This is a genomic window from Leptolyngbya sp. KIOST-1, from assembly GCF_000763385.1.
Classification (GTDB): domain Bacteria; phylum Cyanobacteriota; class Cyanobacteriia; order Phormidesmidales; family Phormidesmidaceae; genus Nodosilinea.
The window spans coordinates 2,069,681-2,084,856 of sequence record NZ_JQFA01000004.1 but is presented as its reverse complement, the minus strand read 5'-3'; the positions used below and the strand labels follow the sequence as shown (position 1 = coordinate 2,084,856).

Annotated in this window: 11 protein-coding genes and 2 pseudogenes; 9 read left to right on the top strand and 4 right to left on the bottom strand. The window is 59.4% G+C overall.

All coding sequences use genetic code 11. The features are described 5' to 3' along the window. Positions 1-126: 126 nt before the first annotated feature. Positions 127-1,701, top strand: a complete 1,575-nt coding sequence (locus NF78_RS26115) for a peptide ligase PGM1-related protein (RefSeq protein WP_052050975.1) — start codon at positions 127-129, stop codon at positions 1,699-1,701. A 768-nt stretch (positions 1,702-2,469) separates the two neighbouring features. On the opposite strand, the pseudogene NF78_RS26110 reads toward NF78_RS26115, so the two are convergent. Continuing rightward, positions 2,470-3,544 (bottom strand): annotated as a pseudogene (locus NF78_RS26110) (ISKra4 family transposase). 145 nt (positions 3,545-3,689) lie between these two features. Then, positions 3,690-4,073: pseudogene (locus tag NF78_RS26100) on the bottom strand (L-lactate dehydrogenase); the annotation flags it as partial. 36 nt (positions 4,074-4,109) lie between these two features. On the opposite strand from NF78_RS26100, the gene glsA reads away from it, so the two are divergent. Beyond that, the gene (gene glsA / locus NF78_RS26095) at positions 4,110-5,048 is read left to right on the top strand and encodes a glutaminase A (protein WP_035993078.1); all 939 of its coding nucleotides are present in this window, start codon (positions 4,110-4,112) and stop codon (positions 5,046-5,048) included. 125 nt (positions 5,049-5,173) lie between these two features. Beyond that, positions 5,174-6,889 (top strand): GMC oxidoreductase, encoded by a 1,716-nt coding sequence (locus NF78_RS26090; protein ID WP_035993075.1) that lies wholly within the window; start codon positions 5,174-5,176, stop codon positions 6,887-6,889. 93 nt (positions 6,890-6,982) lie between these two features. On the opposite strand, the gene NF78_RS26085 is transcribed toward NF78_RS26090, so the two are convergent. Together NF78_RS26085 and NF78_RS26080 are read right to left on the bottom strand one after the other, a co-directional pair. Then, the gene (locus NF78_RS26085) at positions 6,983-7,948 is read right to left on the bottom strand and encodes an SPFH domain-containing protein (protein WP_035993072.1); all 966 of its coding nucleotides are present in this window, start codon (positions 7,946-7,948) and stop codon (positions 6,983-6,985) included. Between the two features lie 57 nt (positions 7,949-8,005). Beyond that, a complete protein-coding gene (locus NF78_RS26080) occupies positions 8,006-8,431 on the bottom strand; it encodes an NfeD family protein (RefSeq protein WP_035993069.1) in 426 nt (141 codons plus the stop codon). 188 nt (positions 8,432-8,619) lie between these two features. On the opposite strand from NF78_RS26080, the gene NF78_RS33155 reads away from it, so the two are divergent. From NF78_RS33155 to NF78_RS26050, 6 genes are all read left to right on the top strand, one after another. Next, the gene (locus NF78_RS33155; protein ID WP_035993066.1) at positions 8,620-10,416 is read left to right on the top strand and encodes a protein phosphatase 2C domain-containing protein; all 1,797 of its coding nucleotides are present in this window, start codon (positions 8,620-8,622) and stop codon (positions 10,414-10,416) included. A 47-nt stretch (positions 10,417-10,463) separates the two neighbouring features. Continuing rightward, on the top strand, positions 10,464-10,877 hold the full coding sequence (locus NF78_RS26070) for a hypothetical protein (RefSeq protein ID WP_156119978.1): 414 nt from the start codon (positions 10,464-10,466) through the stop codon (positions 10,875-10,877). Positions 10,878-10,914: 37 nt separating this feature from the next. Continuing rightward, positions 10,915-11,709: a YdcF family protein gene (locus tag NF78_RS26065; RefSeq protein ID WP_035993061.1), complete on the top strand. Its 795-nt coding sequence runs from the start codon at positions 10,915-10,917 to the stop codon at positions 11,707-11,709. Positions 11,710-11,880: 171 nt separating this feature from the next. Further along, positions 11,881-13,158 (top strand): glucosylglycerol 3-phosphatase, encoded by a 1,278-nt coding sequence (stpA, locus tag NF78_RS26060; protein WP_035993060.1) that lies wholly within the window; start codon positions 11,881-11,883, stop codon positions 13,156-13,158. Positions 13,159-13,230: 72 nt separating this feature from the next. Next, positions 13,231-14,154 (top strand): ROK family protein, encoded by a 924-nt coding sequence (locus tag NF78_RS26055; protein WP_035993058.1) that lies wholly within the window; start codon positions 13,231-13,233, stop codon positions 14,152-14,154. A gap of 204 nt (positions 14,155-14,358) precedes the next feature. Beyond that, positions 14,359-14,949, top strand: coding sequence for a general stress protein (locus NF78_RS26050; protein ID WP_035993056.1), 591 nt, complete (start codon positions 14,359-14,361; stop codon positions 14,947-14,949). Positions 14,950-15,176: the final 227 nt, after the last annotated feature.

Genomic DNA, 15,176 nt, shown 5'->3' with positions numbered 1-15,176 from the left:
CGTTGCCCTGGGCCAACCGGGGGCCATTCGGAGCCCCATTCGGGGGCTGGCGAGAGCTTTCGTCTAATGGTCAACTATACTCGTTTCATTCCAGAACCGATTTGGCGATCGCGGGAGGTAGTCAGGATGGTGACGGCAAAAGAGGTGGCTACGGTGACCGAACCGGCGACACTGCCGGTTGACGATGCGCTGAGATTTCAGCGACTGCAAACGACCCTGGGCGATCGCTGGGCGTCCACCGACGAGTTTGACACCCAGGAGCGGCACATTGTGGTGGTGCCCTCCCTCAGCCTGGACCAGGAGGAGCTGCAAAAAATTGAGGGTGTCAACCACTACGAGGAGCGGCTGCTGTTTTCGCTGATTCGGCTGCGCAACCCCAACACCCGGCTGGTTTACGTCACCTCCATGCCGCTGCACCCCAGCATCATCGACTACTACCTGGAGCTGCTGCCCGGTATTCCCAGCTCCCACGCCCGCGATCGCCTTACCCTGTTTGCCACCTACGACGCCTCCCGTAAGCCCCTCAGCCAAAAAGTGCTGGAGCGACCCCGCCTGCTGGAGCGGATTCGCAAGGCGGTGGACCCCGAGCGGGCCTACATGACCTGCTACAACTCTACCCCCTGGGAGCGCGATCTCTCCCTGGCCCTGGGTATGCCCCTGCTGGCCCTGGACCCCGACCTGCTCCACTGGGGCACCAAGAGCGGCAGCCGCGAAATTTTCCGGCGCTGCGGTATCCCCCACCCCATCGGCAGCGAGCTGGTATTTTCAGAGCATGAACTGGCCGCCGCCACCGCCGAGGTGTGGGAGCAGGACCCCAGCCTCAATCGGATGGTGATCAAGCTCAACGAGGGCTTTTCCGGAGAGGGGAACGCCCTGCTCGACCTGCGCGAACTTCAAAACTTTGCCCCTGGACAGGTCAGCCATCGCGAGCGGGTCGAGGCGATCGCCGCTGCCTTTCCCTGTCTCAGCTTCCAGTGCGACACCGAAACCTGGGAGCACTTTGCGGCCAAAATTCCGGTGTTGGGGGCGATCGCCGAAGCCTTTGTCGAAGGCGACCACAAAGAGTCGCCCAGCGTGCAGGGCCGTATCACTCCCCTGGGGGAAGTCGAAATTCTCTCCACCCACGACCAGGAACTGGGCGGCCCCGACGGCCAGATCTTCCTGGGCTGCTCCTTCCCCGCCCGACCCGACTACCGGCTGGAGATCCAGGAGATGGGCCAGCGGATTGGCGAAGAACTGGCCCGCCAGGGTGCCCTGGAGCGCTACGGTGTGGACTTTATCGCCGTCGCCAAAGGTGACCCCGAGGCCCCCGAGTGGGACTTGCAAGCGATCGAAATTAACCTGCGCAAAGGGGGTACCACCCACCCGCTGATGGCAATGAAAATGCTCACCGAAGGGCACTTTCACCAGGCTGACGGGCTGTTTTATACCAAGCAGGAGCAGGTGCGCTACTACCGCGCCTCCGACAACCTGCAAAAGCCCCAATACCGGGGCCTGCTGCCCAGTGACCTGATGGATATCATCGTTACCAAGCGGCTCCACTTCAACTCCATCAGCGGCGTGGGGGCTGCGTTTCATCTGATGGGCTGCCTGTCGGAATACGGCAAAGTGGGCCTCACCTGCATCGGCACCAGCCCCGACCACGCCCGCGAAATCTACGACCAGGTGGTAGCCGCCCTGGATGAATCAACCCTACCCTGAGCTACAAGGGCCTGAACCTGTCCAGCGTGTTTTCAGCCGGGAGAGAGGTAGAACGTTAGAGCCTGTCTTGGCTACTTTAATGGCTACTTTTGGCAGGGATAACGTTGGCCATTGCTTTCACGGCATTACCCCCTACCACGGTTTAGCCATCGCTTCAGAGGCATGGGTCATGTCCTAACCCTGCCGGCGATGGGTATAGATGTTCTAAGGTTTGCACCGCCTGCCAAAACTTTATGCAAGGCTTTCAGAATGTGTTTTTCTTAAAAACTTAAACGGTGCATCGTAATCTATTCCTCAGGGTTGATGTTTATTGATTGAAATGCTGCTACGCAAAACGGCATTCTCACGCTGACTCTCCCGGCTAAGAGTAGCCTTTACAGGCTTTACGCTGTTCTTATGCTCAAAATGAGTTGGCAATCAGAAGCAAAAACCAAATAGTTCCCTGGGTTGTATCTCCCTATTGCAGCATTTGCCGCAAGCGGCTGTAATGTGCCCAAAAAACTACTCCAGCCAACCTTCGTAGGAAATCAGTTGGTGCTTGTGGTCTGAATACTTGAAAAGTCACTTTCCTGATCTTAGGAGGTTTGTGTCCGCAGCCTAGTGCCTGGAATTCTGGGAGTTGTCTCCAGCAGAAAAACCTTTAGCCTTAGAGGGTTTGACGTCGGATCTAACTTTAAATACTTCACCTCAAATAACATCCCTAAACAAGCGATCGCTTGCTTTTTGCGCATAAATGAAGTCGACTTGACCGTACGCTTCGGGAGCATGTCACCTTTGTAACCCAATGGCTCCATTGAGATAAGCACAACGATGGGCCAGCACCTGGGGAACATTGTCCTCATTCCACTGGGCCCCTGAGATTTTGACTCTGCGGCTGATTTGCTTGATAGCCGATTCAACCGCCCCTGAGCCAATCGAGCAGATTTGCTCGCGTTGATAATAGTCATAATTGACAATGCGGTGGCGATGCTTGCGGAGGTAATTACAAAAGGCCTGGGCCTGCTTTTTGCTCAAGGGTCCAAAGAGGGCTAGGGTTTCATCGACCTTGCCCTGCCACAGGAACGCTTCGGCTTGATGGAGTCGTTTGAGAGTTTGAGCGACCCGCCCACGTTATGAAGGTTTTCAACCAGATGGTACCAGTCGAGAATTTCTCGGCGCTCCTCTGGAGTTTTAATCTGGGCCACGATATTCCAAATGCCGTCATGGCCATCCCCTAAACAGGTTATGGGGGACGCTAAGGGTTGCTGGTTCGCCCAATCAATGAGGACGGCATTCTCGTGATAAGCCGCTACGGTTCCGCCTTCGGTGGCGATGGCTTTGTAGTCTCTCCACTGGCAAATCTCTCCCAGCGGGGTTCGGATACGCACTTTGCCGCCATCTACACTGAGTTCGTTCAAGGCCTCATTAGCCTTTGGGTGAGGGAATGTCTGCTGATGCACCAAGCGCTGCTGAGTCTTGGCTGGAACCCGGATGCCCGTCAAATAGGCGACATCTTGGGCGGCTTGTTCGTAAGAAACATTTGCACTCACACGCAGGCAACAGTTTTCTAAATGAGGGCTTAACTGGCGATGGGCAGGCACCGCAAGCCGTTCCGCTTGACGAGTAGTGACGCTCAACTGGCCCAAGGTACTTTTCAACTGTCGTGTGCGTCCGGCTGCTGTGCCGCTAACCGTGCGGATAAAAAATGGCCGAGTTCTGGGCTGACATGCGCCTGAATTTGCTCACGCACGGTCATCTCAATGCCCTCTAGAGTCTGCATGTCAGCCGGATCGCTCTCCTCGTAGAGCAATTGAGCGATTGCTGCGAGATGAGTTTTGAGTTGGGTGGCTTTCTCAGGGGTCATCAGTTAGGCCTTTAGGTCAACACTTGCATCCTCACCTGTTTCAGCCGACCTTGCAAACCTGACATGCTCCCGTCATCAATCAGCTGCTAACCGCTCAAAAATCATGGGTTACAGCTGGCCAAAATTGATGACACGCCCAAAAGCCCTAAAATTTAATCTGATCGATCACGGCTCGCAGGGTTTGGGCCGACTGCTGCAAAAGCTCCTGCTCCCGCTGATTTAGCGCCAGGTTAAGCCGACGGGTGACCCCAAACCGTCCAACTACGGCGGGCAGACTCAGGCACACATCGCTGACGCCAAAGATCTCATCGGCCATACAGCTCACCGTCAACACCCGGTTCTGGTCACGAACAATGGACTGCACAATTTGCGTCACCGCCAAGCCCACAGCGTAGTTGGTGTAGCCTTTGCGGCGGATAATTTCGTAGGCCGCATTCTTAGTCTGCTGAAAAATGTCGTCCATCGCCTCTCGCTCAGCGGCGGACATGCTGTCGAAGTAAATCGGGGTTCCACAGACATTGGCATGGCTCCAGAGGGGTACCTACTCACGCCCCCCTTCTTCCCCATGGCCCAGGTGCAAACGTTTTTAGAGCAGCTCTACCACGAGTTCAAGGGAATCACTGACGGTAAGCTAGCGTCCTACATCCCTGAACTGGCGCGGGCAGATCCCGGCTGGTTTGGGATTAGTATCGTTACCCTCGATGGCCGCAGCTTTGAGGTGGGCGATGTGGCGCAAAAATTCACCATCCAGTCGATTTCTAAGGTGTTTGTCTACGGCATGGCCCTGGAGGACTATGGCCGCGAAAAACTGCTGAGAAAGGTGGGGGTAGAGCCGACGGGCGACCCGTTTAATTCGCTGATTCGCCTGGATGAGGACTCTAAGCGCCCCGACAACCCGATGGTAAATGCAGGAGCGATCGCCACTACCGGCCTGATCACCGGCAGTGACCCCGCCGAGCGCCTGAACCGAATGCTGTCGATGTTTGAGCGCTACGTGGGCAATGAGGTCTTTGTGGACGTGTCCACCTTTATGTCGGAGAAAACTACAGGCCACCGCAACCGGGCCATGGCCCACCTGATGCTCAACTTTGGCATGATCGAGCAGCCCATTGAGGAAGCCCTCGACCTGTACTTTCAGCAGTGCGCTGTGCTGGTCACCACCCACGACCTGGCCGTGATGGCGGCGACGCTGGCTAACCAGGGGGTCAACCCCATCACTGGTCAGCGGGCGGTCGGGTCCGAGCACGTGCGCGACATTCTCAGCGTGATGTATACCTGCGGCATGTACAATTTCGCCGGGGAGTGGGCCTTTCGGGTGGGGATTCCGGCCAAGAGCGGCGTGTCAGGGGGCATTATGGCGGTGGTGCCCAACCAGGCTGGAATCGCGGTATTTTCGCCTCTGCTAGATGGCCACGGCAACAGTGTCCGGGGGCTTAAGGTGTTTGAGGCGCTTTCCCGTTTTGAGTTGGGTGGCTTTCTCAGGGGTCATCAGTTAGGCCTTTAGGTCAACACTTGCATCCTCACCTGTTTCAGCCGACCTTGCAAACCTGACATGCTCCCTACGCTTCAAGCTTGGAAAATCAAGCTTCAGTTTTTAAATAACAGTATTTACAAAAGGATTGTAAATCCATGATAGTTGATATCCGCGAAGTGCCTGAAGGGCAAGTTTGCAAAGCAGATATTTGTATTATTGGATCAGGCCCGGCAGGGGTAACGCTGGCTAGAGAATTTATCGGTACCAACAACCAGGTCTGTCTGCTGGAGAGTGGTGGTATAAGTCAAGATACAGAGATTCAAGATCTAAGTCATGGTAGTAGCATTGGTGACCCATTTCTGCCCCTAAAAGATATTCGTAATCGACAATTTGGTGGCAACTCCAATATTTGGTCTATCAAACTGGGGCGCGAGGACGACAGGCAATGGAAGATTGGGGTACGGTATGTTCCTCTAGACAAAATTGATTTTGAACAGAGAGACTGGGTGCCCTACAGTGGTTGGCCCATTGGTCGCGAAGCGTTAATTCCATACTATGAAAAGGCTCAGGGGGTGGCCCATTCTGGGCCATTTTCCTATAGTCCAGAGCCTTGGTCCGATGCTCTGTCAAAACCCTTTGACTTTGCCGATCAGCTTTTCACCTCAAAGGTTTTTCAGTTTGGTACCCGCACTGTATTTCATCGAAACTACCTCGAAGATTTGAGCTCTGCACCTAATGTTGATATCTATCTCTATGCAACGGCTGTTGAGCTGGATGTCCCCCAGGAAAATAGCCGAGTGCAGCGGGTTCGGGTCAGCAACCTGACGGGAAAAAGCTGTTGGGTGGAGGCTAAAGCCTTTGTGCTGGCTACGGGAGGTATTGAAAATGCCAGGCTTATGCTGGCCTCTAACCGTCATCAACCGTGCGGTGTGGGCAACGAAAACGGCTTGGTTGGTCGTTTCTTTATGGATCATCCTCTGCTCAATGTTGGGCGGTTGTTGCCGGGTGAAAAAAGTACCTTTTCTCAAGCTGCTTTCTATGACTTGCGACAGGTCAAGGGCAGCCTGGTCATGGGGCACATTACTCATTCTCGGGAGGCGATGGCCGAACAGCGGCTGCTGAATAACGCTGTGGTTTTGTTTCCCCGGCCCACGCAGCGACAAACTCAAGCCGTGCTTGCGCTAAAAGATCTGGCCGAGAATGGATATCTCAAGCATCCTACCCCCGAGCATTGGCCTGCGATCGCCCAACGACTGATCAAGGTCGCTGGCGGCTTAGATTATGTGGCTCGCGCCATCTACGACGCGCGGAAATACGACCAATCTCTCCTGCATGGTTTTGGGCGAGGCGGATGGTCAAAGGATCCTCAAATCTGCGATCGCTTTACGGCTTACGAGGTTTTACTTGTCACAGAGCAGGCTCCTGATCCAAATAGCCGAGTCCAGCTCAGCCGCGATCGCGACCCCCTGGGTATGCCCCGGGTCGAACTCGACTGGCGCTGGGGAAAATTCAGCAGAGACAATGCTCAGCGAACCCAGGATTTATTTGCGGCAGTGGCGGAAAAGTCAGGCCTGGGGCGCTTCGTCAGTAACTTTGAGGATGGCAATCTGAGCCTGTCAGAGCCTTCGGGTATGGCCCATCACATGGGTACGACGCGAATGAGTGCTAGCCCCAGCCAGGGAGTTGTGAATGAAAACTGCCAGGTGCATTCAGTTCCCAATCTTTACGTGGCCAGTAGTTCTGTCTTTCCCACGGGGGGCTATGCAAACCCCACCCTGACCATACTGGCGCTGACATTGCGTCTGGCTGACCACCTGAAGAAGACACTGTCTAAAGAAGCGGTTGTCGTTCAAGCGGGACAAAAATTTTGAACTTATTTGGGGCGGTGGGGCGGCTAAAGCCCAACCTCAAAACAGCCTGACCTCAGCAGGGGGCAGGCTGTTTTCAATTGAACTACAGGTTGTCTACAGGTTGCTTGCCTGCCCGTCGCCGACGATCGCCCGCATGCCCTCCAGAGTGGCTGGAATGCTCTTGGGATCCATAAACATCACCTTGCTGCTGTCGCTGCTGCCAATTTTCAGCCCCATCTCCAGGTAGTGCTGGGCAATGATAAACTGCAGCGCCTCGCGCATGCCGGGGTCACTGGTCAGAGTTTTGGCGATCACCTGCATGGCCTCGGCGGTACCCTGGGCCTGGAGAATCTGCTCCTGTCTCAGGGCCTGGGCCCGCAGCACGATCGCCTTCTGATCGGCCTCGGCGTCGAGAATGGCCGCCTTTTGGCGGGCCTCGGCGTCGAGCACCGCCGACTCCGCCCGGCCTCGGGCCGAGTTGACCGCCGACTCGCGCTCGCCTTCGGAGGTGAGCACGGCGGCGCGCTTTTTGCGCTCGGCGGCCATTTGCAGCTCCATGGAATCCTGCACGGCCTTGGAGGGCACAATGTCGCGCAGCTCCACCCGGGTCACCTTCACCCCCCAGGGGTCGGTTGAAATATCCAGCTCCCGCAGCAAAATCTCGTTGATCTCAGAGCGGGCGGTGAAGGTCTGATCGAGCTCCAGTTTGCCCATCTCGGCCCGAATTTGGGTCAGCACCAGGTTGACCATCGCCGCCTGGAGATTTTCGACTTTGTAGTAGGCCTTTTCCATATCGACGATGCGCCAGTAAACCACGGCATCGACGCTGATGGAGACGTTGTCGCGGGTAATGCACTGCTGGGGAGGCACATCCAGCACCCGCTCCCGAATGGTCTGCTTGAACACCACCTTGTCGAAAAAGGGCATCAAAAGATTGGGGCCAGGGGTGAGTTTTTTGCCGTTATACTTGCCCAGTCTTTCGACCAGGGCTTCGTCACTTTGGTTGATGATTTTGACGGAGCTAGCGGCAATCGAGCCGCCAAAGATCAGCAGGACTAGAAAACTAAAAAGGCTGCCCATAGATGAAAGTCCTCAAAGGGTTTGCGGTAGTGGTTTGGCCAGTCTTGGCTTGCTCGCCTAAGCCCTCAGCAGGGTTTCGGGCATGACATAGAGGGTGTTGCCCTTGCGGCTGACCACGACCACCTGTTGATCGGCACCAATGGTGATGGTTTCGTCGTCGCAGCGAGCTTGCCAGGAGTTGCCTTCGTAGATTACCCGCCCGGTCTGTCCTGGGGCGATCGCCGTCAGGGTGCGGGCCTCGGTGGACTCCTGCAGGCTGTAGGGGGTGCGCTTGGGCACAAACCGCTGCAGCAGGAAAATAAACACCAGCGATAGCGCCACCCAGGCTACGAGCTGGAGGCTAAAAATTGGCACCAGCAGGGCTAAAAAGGCCACAAAAAAAGCGCTGATGCCCAGGGTGGATTCGACAAACCCAGTGGGCAGAAACAGCTCCATCAGGCAAAAGACAGCCCCCAGAATGGCCCAGAATAAGGGATAGTTCATGGCAACCCGGTAGAGAGACGGAGGCGCTACCGAAGGACAACTTCACGTCGGGTTGGCCCGATTCCAGATTGTCCGTCAGAAAGTTTCGCTATCCTCCTAGGATTAATCTATCTTTAGGGTCAGCCTCTATGGGGGCTTGATTACGTTGTTTTAAGACATGCCTGGCGTTGAATTGTGCCGATCGCCCTATGAACCGTGTTGAACGCCGTCCCGCTCGCTACAAGCCCTACCTGTGGGTCGTAGGCACAGACCTGGAGACCCTGCCGGTGGATGAGCTGGTGGGCCAGCGCTATCGGGTGGTGGCCCCGCACGTCTGGCTCGATACCCAGCCCGACCAGCGCCCCAGCGCCCCGGATTCCTTTCCCACCGAGGCGAGACCCTACCTGCGGGCGCACCCCCTGCGACTGCACGTGCCCGGGCTCTACGGCGTGCTGGAGCGCACCGGCGCACCGCCCATTTTGCTGCTGGACAATGCGCCCATCCATCCCCAGGCCGGGATGCTGTTGCCTGAGCTGGAGGCGGGGCTGATTAGCGCACCGCCGCTGCGGCAGGCCAACTGGCTGTGGCAGCTGTGGGAACTCTGGGGACAGCTGGGGGCGCTGGGGCTAGCCAGGAGCGTGTTGATTCCCGATAACCTGCGGGTCGATGGCTGGCGGCTGCGGCTGCGGGAGCTGATGTCCGATGGCGACCTGGGAGCCCCCACCCTGGCGGACCTGGCGGAGCTATGGCGATCGCTGCTCTCCCCCCTGCACCTGGCGGTCTCAGAACCGCTGCGGGCGATCGTCAACCGCATCGACGCGGGCGATACCGACTCGGCGGCTTTCTCCCTCGACCTGAACCAGATCCTGCTGCACCAGGCGGCCACGGTGTCGACCCGCATTGCCCTGGCGGGGGCTACGGCCCAGGGACCGACCCAGCCCCACAACGAAGACGCCTGCTGGCCCCAGGGGACTCAGCTCGAAGCGGCTGGTCTACAGGTGGCGATCGTCTGCGATGGCGTCGGCGGTCACGAGGGCGGCGAAGTCGCCAGTCAGCTGGCGGTGCAGTCGCTGCAAATTCAGCTCCAGGCGCTTTTGGCCGAGGCCCAAAACGAGCTGCGGGTGCTGCCACCCCAGGTGATTATTCAGCAGATAGAGGCCGTCATTCGCATTGTCAACGAGCTGATTAACTTTCAGAATGACAACCGGGGCCGGGTGGGCCGTCAGCGCATGGGCACCACCCTGGCCATGGCGATGGTGATTCCCCAGCGGGTGCAGACTGAGCAGGGCTGGGAGCGGGTCAACGAAGTGTATGTGGCTCACGTGGGCGACAGCCGCGCCTACTGGATTACCCCCGACTACTGCCATCCCCTGACAGTGGATGACGACATTGCCGGGCGGGAGGTGATCGCCTGCCGACAGACCTGGTCCCAGGCGCTCGAGCGCAGCGATGCCGGGGCGTTGACCCAGGCGTTGGGCACCCGCAGTGGCGATCATCTCCAGCCCCACATTCAGCGATTTATCTTCGATGAGACCGGCATTTTGCTGTTGTGCTCCGACGGCCTCAGCGACAACTACCGCATCGAAGATGCCTGGGCCAACTACATCGGCCTGATTATCAAAGACATTGTCACCCTGGATTCGGCGGTGGCCTCCTGGATCGAGCTGGCCAACCAAAAAAATGGTCACGACAACACCACCGTGGTGCTGATGCAGCACAAACTCCTCACCCCGTCTTCGGTGCGGGCCGACCAGGCGATTCCGGCCGGGGCGGAACCGGAGCCGGTGCCCCCCACCGGGGCCAAACTCTACGGCGAAAGTTCGCCCCAGGAGGAGGTGGGGCCAGGGCCGGCGACAGCGTCGCCGCCGCCGGGCGTGCCGCGCTGGGTGCTGGCGGTATCGGGTTCGGTGCTGTTGCTGGCGCTGCTGGGCTGGTGGTGGATGGCCAACCGATCGCCTGATGTGCCCGAACCTCAGCCAGCACCGCCTGCGGCTCCGGCTCCGTAGCTAGAGTGGGTGGGTAGGTGAGTGGGCGGGTGGGTGTGGCGATGGGGATGTTGACAGATACCTTGACCAGTTCCTGGGTGGATGTGGCCCAGTCCGCCCTGCTGCGTCCCCTGCAGAGCTGGCTGGCGGAGCACCCGGTGGTGGGCTGGCTGGTGGGGCACCCGCTGTGGACGCTGGGGCTGGTGGTGGTGGGGCTACTGCTGTTTGCCGGGCTGTGGAGCGCAATCGCCCGCCTCACCGAAGGCTTCTGGCTGACCCTGGTCAAGCTGCCCTTTCAGCTCAGCGCCTGGATCTTTGCCGCGCTGTCGGGGCTGCTGGTGCGGCGGTGGGCAAAACCCGCGCGGGTTGAGCCGGATGGCGATCGCCTGACGGAAATTGTCGGCCGCCTGGAGAGTTTGCAGACCGAGCAGGAATCTCTGCTGGAGGAACTGCGGGGGCTGTTGGGGAAGCGGGGGGAGTGAAGGGTGGATGGGGTAGGGGGTTGGAGAGTGGGAGGGCATGTTTTTATTCTTGTCTAAGCTGCTGCCGCAGTTGATCTATCCGCTGGGGCTGGCCTGTTTGCTGCTGGGGGCGGCGCTGGTGTTGATCAAGCGGCGGCCCGGCTGGGCCAGGGGGGCGATCGCCCTGGCGCTGGTCCTGCTGCTGGTGAGCAGCAACAACTGGGTGGCGGCACGGGTGATTCGATCGCTGGAGTGGCGCTACCCCAACACCGTCGATTTGCCCTCAGCGGAGGCGATCGTGGTGCTGGGAGGCGCAATTCGAGCGCAGTTTCCGCCCCGCCCGTGGATTGAGGTGGCGGAGGAGGGCGATCGCGTGCTGCATGGGGCGCGGCTCTACCTAGCGGGCAAAGCGCCTCTGCTGGTGTTTAGCGGCGGCCGGATTACCTGGGGCCAGGGGCAGGGCCGCTCCGAGGCGGAGGACATGGCCGAACTGGCCGAAGCCATGGGCGTCCCCCCCAGCGCTATGCTGCTGGAGCCCAATTCTCTCAACACCTTTGAAAATGCCGTCTATACCCAGGTTTTGCTGGCCGATCGCGGCATCGAGCGCATTCTGCTGGTGACCTCGGCGATGCACATGCCCAGGGCCCTCGCCATCTTTAGAAACCTCGGGTTTGAGGCCATTCCGGCCCCCACCGATTTTCACGTGGTGCAGGACTCTCTCGACCCAGCCCACAGCACCTGGCAGGGCCGCATTCTAAACCTGCTGCCCCAAACGGAAAACCTGCACTACCTCAGCCGGGCACTCAAGGAATATTTGGGCCTTGGCGTTTACCGGTTAAAGGGATGGCTCTAGGAAAAAATCCCTGTTCAGGACGCTTGAACCTTCACAATTGGAGAGTTTGAATGTTGAACGTAGCCTTCTGACCCCCCGGAGCGCTAACCACTTCTACCGCCCGGTAGGTGTCAGCCTGAGGCTGATCTGCTAACTTCGGGCTGTTTGTTTTGCCGTATCCTGACGTTTGGCATGTCTTATATTGCACCTCCTCTCCTGCATCGGCAGGCGTTTTCCCTGGACCACGGGGCCTGGGTTGACTGCCTGGCCACCACCGAAAATCTGCTGATTATTCAGGACTTAGACGGGGTGTGCATGGGCCTGGTGAACGATCCCCTCGATCGCGTGGTTGAGCGCAGCTACCTGGAGGCCACCCAGCGCTTTGACGGCCACTTCTTTGTACTCACCAACGGCGAGCACACGGGGAAGCGGGGGATGAACGACATTATTGAGCGATCGCTGGGAGGGGCAACCCAGGCCCAGGCGGGGCGCTACTACCTGCCGGGGCTGGCGGCGGGCGGTGTGCAGTGGCAGACCCGCGCGGGCGACATTTCCCATCCTGGGGTGAGTGAGGCCGAGCTGGCGTTTTTGGCGGCGGTGCCCGAGACAATGGGCGATCGCCTGCGCCAGTTCTTTGCCCAGCACTGCGACAGTCTGGCCGGGGCTGCCCTGGAGCAAGCCATTCAGGCGTCGGTGCTGGACAATATGGCCTCACCCACGGCCAACCTCAACACCTTCCACGGGCTGCTGGCGGACCAACCTCAGGTGTATGCTGCCCTCCAGCGCGCCATGCAGGGGCTGATGGAAGACCTGCTGCGCAATGCGGCCCGCCAGGGACTGGAGGGGGCCTTCTTTGTCCACTACGCCCCCAACCACGGCCGCGGCCCCGACGGCACCGAAATTCCCTGGTTTAGTCAGGGGGAGGAGTCGGGCACCACCGACTTTCAGTTCATGGTGCGGGGGGCAATTAAAGAGGCGGGGGTGCTGGCGCTGTTGAACCGCTACTACGCGGCCAGAACCGGCGACTACCCCCTGGGCGAAGATTTTAGCGTGCGCCGGGCCCCCCACCGCCACGGCGAACTGCTGGATCTGGTGGTGCAGCACTTTGACCCGGCCCTGATGCCGATCCTGGTGGGCGTGGGCGACACGGTGACCAGTGTGGTAGTCATCGAAGACGGCCAGCCGGTGGCCAAGCGGGGCGGCAGCGATCGCAATTTTCTGCACCTGATTCAGGCGATCGGCCAGCGCTTTGGCAGGGGCAACCTGGTCACCTACGTCGACAGCAGCGGCGGCGAACTCAAGAACCGCAAGGCGCTTAAATTGGAGGATCGCGGCGGTACCAGCAGGGTCATCGAAGGCCCTGGCGATCCCCAGGACGGCGACGATCCTCTGGTGCTCAACGTGGTGTTTCCAGGCGGCTACCGGCAGTACTGCCAGGCCTTTCAAACCGCCGCCGCCCGCCGCCAATAACGCTCAAACGTTCTGAGACAACGATCTGAGACAATGGCCCTGGCAGATATTACAGCAGGCTAGGGATTGGCGATGGCGACAGCAGCGCAGCAGGTGATTGGGATCGATCTGGGCGGCACCGCGATTAAGCTGGGGCGCTTTACCCAATCGGGGCAGTGCCTGAGCGATATGACGGTGCCCACCCCCCAGCCTTCGACACCAGCGGCGGTGATCGCTGCGATGGCCGAGGCGATCGCAGCTCTTGACCCCAACCGCGAAACCGTGGCCATTGGCGTGGGCACCCCCGGCCCCGCCGATGCCGCTGGCCGCATCGCCCGCGTCGCGATCAACCTGGCGGGGTGGACGGACGTGCCCATCGCCGATGCCCTCGAAGCGGCCACGGGTCGGCCCGTGGTCGTTGCCAACGATGCCAACTGCGCCGGGCTGGGGGAAGCCTGGCTGGGGGCCGGACGGGCCTTCAAGGACGTGCTGACGCTGACCCTGGGGACCGGCGTGGGCGGCGCGATTATCCTCAACGGGCAGCTGTTTGTTGGCCGCCAGGGCACCGCCGGAGAACTGGGGCTGATTACGCTAAATCCCGATGGCCCGCCCTGCAATAGCGGCAACCGCGGGTCCCTGGAGCAGTACTGCTCGGTGCAGGCGATCGCGCGCGAGACAGGGCTGACCCCGGCTGTGCTGTACGACAGGGCAAAGGCGGGAGATGAGGCGGCGATCGCCTTTTGGCACACCTACGGTCGCTGGCTGGGGGCGGGTATCGCCAGCCTGGTCTATGTGCTCACCCCGGAGGCGGTGATTGTCGGCGGCGGCATTAGCGCGGCGGCGGCGCTGTTTTTGCCCACCACCCAGGCCGAGCTGGAGATGCGCGTGCTGCCCAGCTCCCGCGAGGGCCTGCAGGTGCTGGTGGCCGAACTGGGCAACCAGGCGGGTATGGTTGGGGCGGCGCGCCTGGCCCTGCAGCAGTACGGCGATCGCCAAGCTGGTAAACCGACCCACTGACCTGCATCCCAGGCCGCGGGACATAGTTTTCCCCTGACTGCCGATAGAGGCCCAATCTAGCCTTGGGGTGACGCGGGGTTTCTGGCCAACGGGCGAGGGCATGGGGCGATTTATTTGTCACTCTAAAGTTAGGTCAGCGACGGTTCCGGCTCACTGGTTTGGAACCGCTGCTGTTTGCTGCAATCCTCACTGGAGGAAACATTTATGAGAACGTCCCCCAATCAACCTCACCAGTTCCAACGCGCCGTTGGGCTGTTTGCGACTCGGCAGGAGGCCGAGCGCGCCATGTATCGCCTGCGGGACTCCGGCTTTCCCATGGACCGCATTTCTGTGGTGGCCAAATCGGGTGAAGGATTGAGAGATTTATCCTCAAATCAGGACTACGACCCCAATAAGCCCAAGTCTGAACAGGCCCTGGGCGGTGCCGGTGCCGGTGCCAAAGCCGGTGCTATTACCGGTGGTGCCGTGGGCTTAATTGGCAGCCTGGGCGTGCTGGCCATTCCCGGCGTCGGAGCCGTAGCCGAAGTGGGCTTTCTGTTGGCCAATACCCTGCTGGGTACGGGAATTGGTGCGGCCAGCGGTGGCCTGCTGGGTGCCCTGATTGGCTGGGGCGTCCCTGAAGACCGCGCCAACTACTACAACGATCGCGTCCATAACAAGGGTGAGTACCTGGTACTGGTCGAAGGCAGTGAACAGGAAATTCGGGCCGCCGAATCGGTGCTGCAGGAGAGCGGTATTCGCGATTGGGGCGTCTACAACTCGTCGGCTTCTGCCGCCGGTGCCAATCGCCGCTAAAGCCCATAGCAGGTCACTAAACCTTTAGCCAAACCACAGCTTCGAGGGTACAGCCACGGCTGTACCCTTTTTTTGTCGGTGGGTTCAGACCCTAGCTAACGATATGGGTAGCGACTTTCCGGTCCATCTGGCTAGCCTGCCGGGGGCTTTACTTTTTTCTTCCCCTGGTAGGATTTTTCGTCACCATCGGTAGTGAACAATGGGGCGGGTATGGGTTGTTACCTGCC

Excerpts from the sequence above, each read along its gene's own strand:
- NF78_RS26070 (WP_156119978.1), top strand. The coding sequence starts at position 10,464 with ATGTTGACAGATACCTTGACCAGTTCCTGGGTGGATGTGGCCCAGTCC.
- NF78_RS26050 (WP_035993056.1), top strand. The coding sequence starts at position 14,359 with ATGAGAACGTCCCCCAATCAACCTCACCAGTTCCAACGCGCCGTTGGG.
- NF78_RS26115 (WP_052050975.1), top strand. The coding sequence starts at position 127 with ATGGTGACGGCAAAAGAGGTGGCTACGGTGACCGAACCGGCGACACTG.
- NF78_RS33155 (WP_035993066.1), top strand. The coding sequence starts at position 8,620 with ATGAACCGTGTTGAACGCCGTCCCGCTCGCTACAAGCCCTACCTGTGG.
- NF78_RS26055 (WP_035993058.1), top strand. The coding sequence starts at position 13,231 with ATGGCGACAGCAGCGCAGCAGGTGATTGGGATCGATCTGGGCGGCACC.
- glsA (WP_035993078.1), top strand. The coding sequence starts at position 4,110 with ATGGCCCAGGTGCAAACGTTTTTAGAGCAGCTCTACCACGAGTTCAAG.
- NF78_RS26080 (WP_035993069.1), bottom strand. The coding sequence starts at position 8,431 with ATGAACTATCCCTTATTCTGGGCCATTCTGGGGGCTGTCTTTTGCCTG.
- NF78_RS26065 (WP_035993061.1), top strand. The coding sequence starts at position 10,915 with ATGTTTTTATTCTTGTCTAAGCTGCTGCCGCAGTTGATCTATCCGCTG.
- NF78_RS26090 (WP_035993075.1), top strand. The coding sequence starts at position 5,174 with ATGATAGTTGATATCCGCGAAGTGCCTGAAGGGCAAGTTTGCAAAGCA.
- NF78_RS26085 (WP_035993072.1), bottom strand. The coding sequence starts at position 7,948 with ATGGGCAGCCTTTTTAGTTTTCTAGTCCTGCTGATCTTTGGCGGCTCG.
- stpA (WP_035993060.1), top strand. The coding sequence starts at position 11,881 with ATGTCTTATATTGCACCTCCTCTCCTGCATCGGCAGGCGTTTTCCCTG.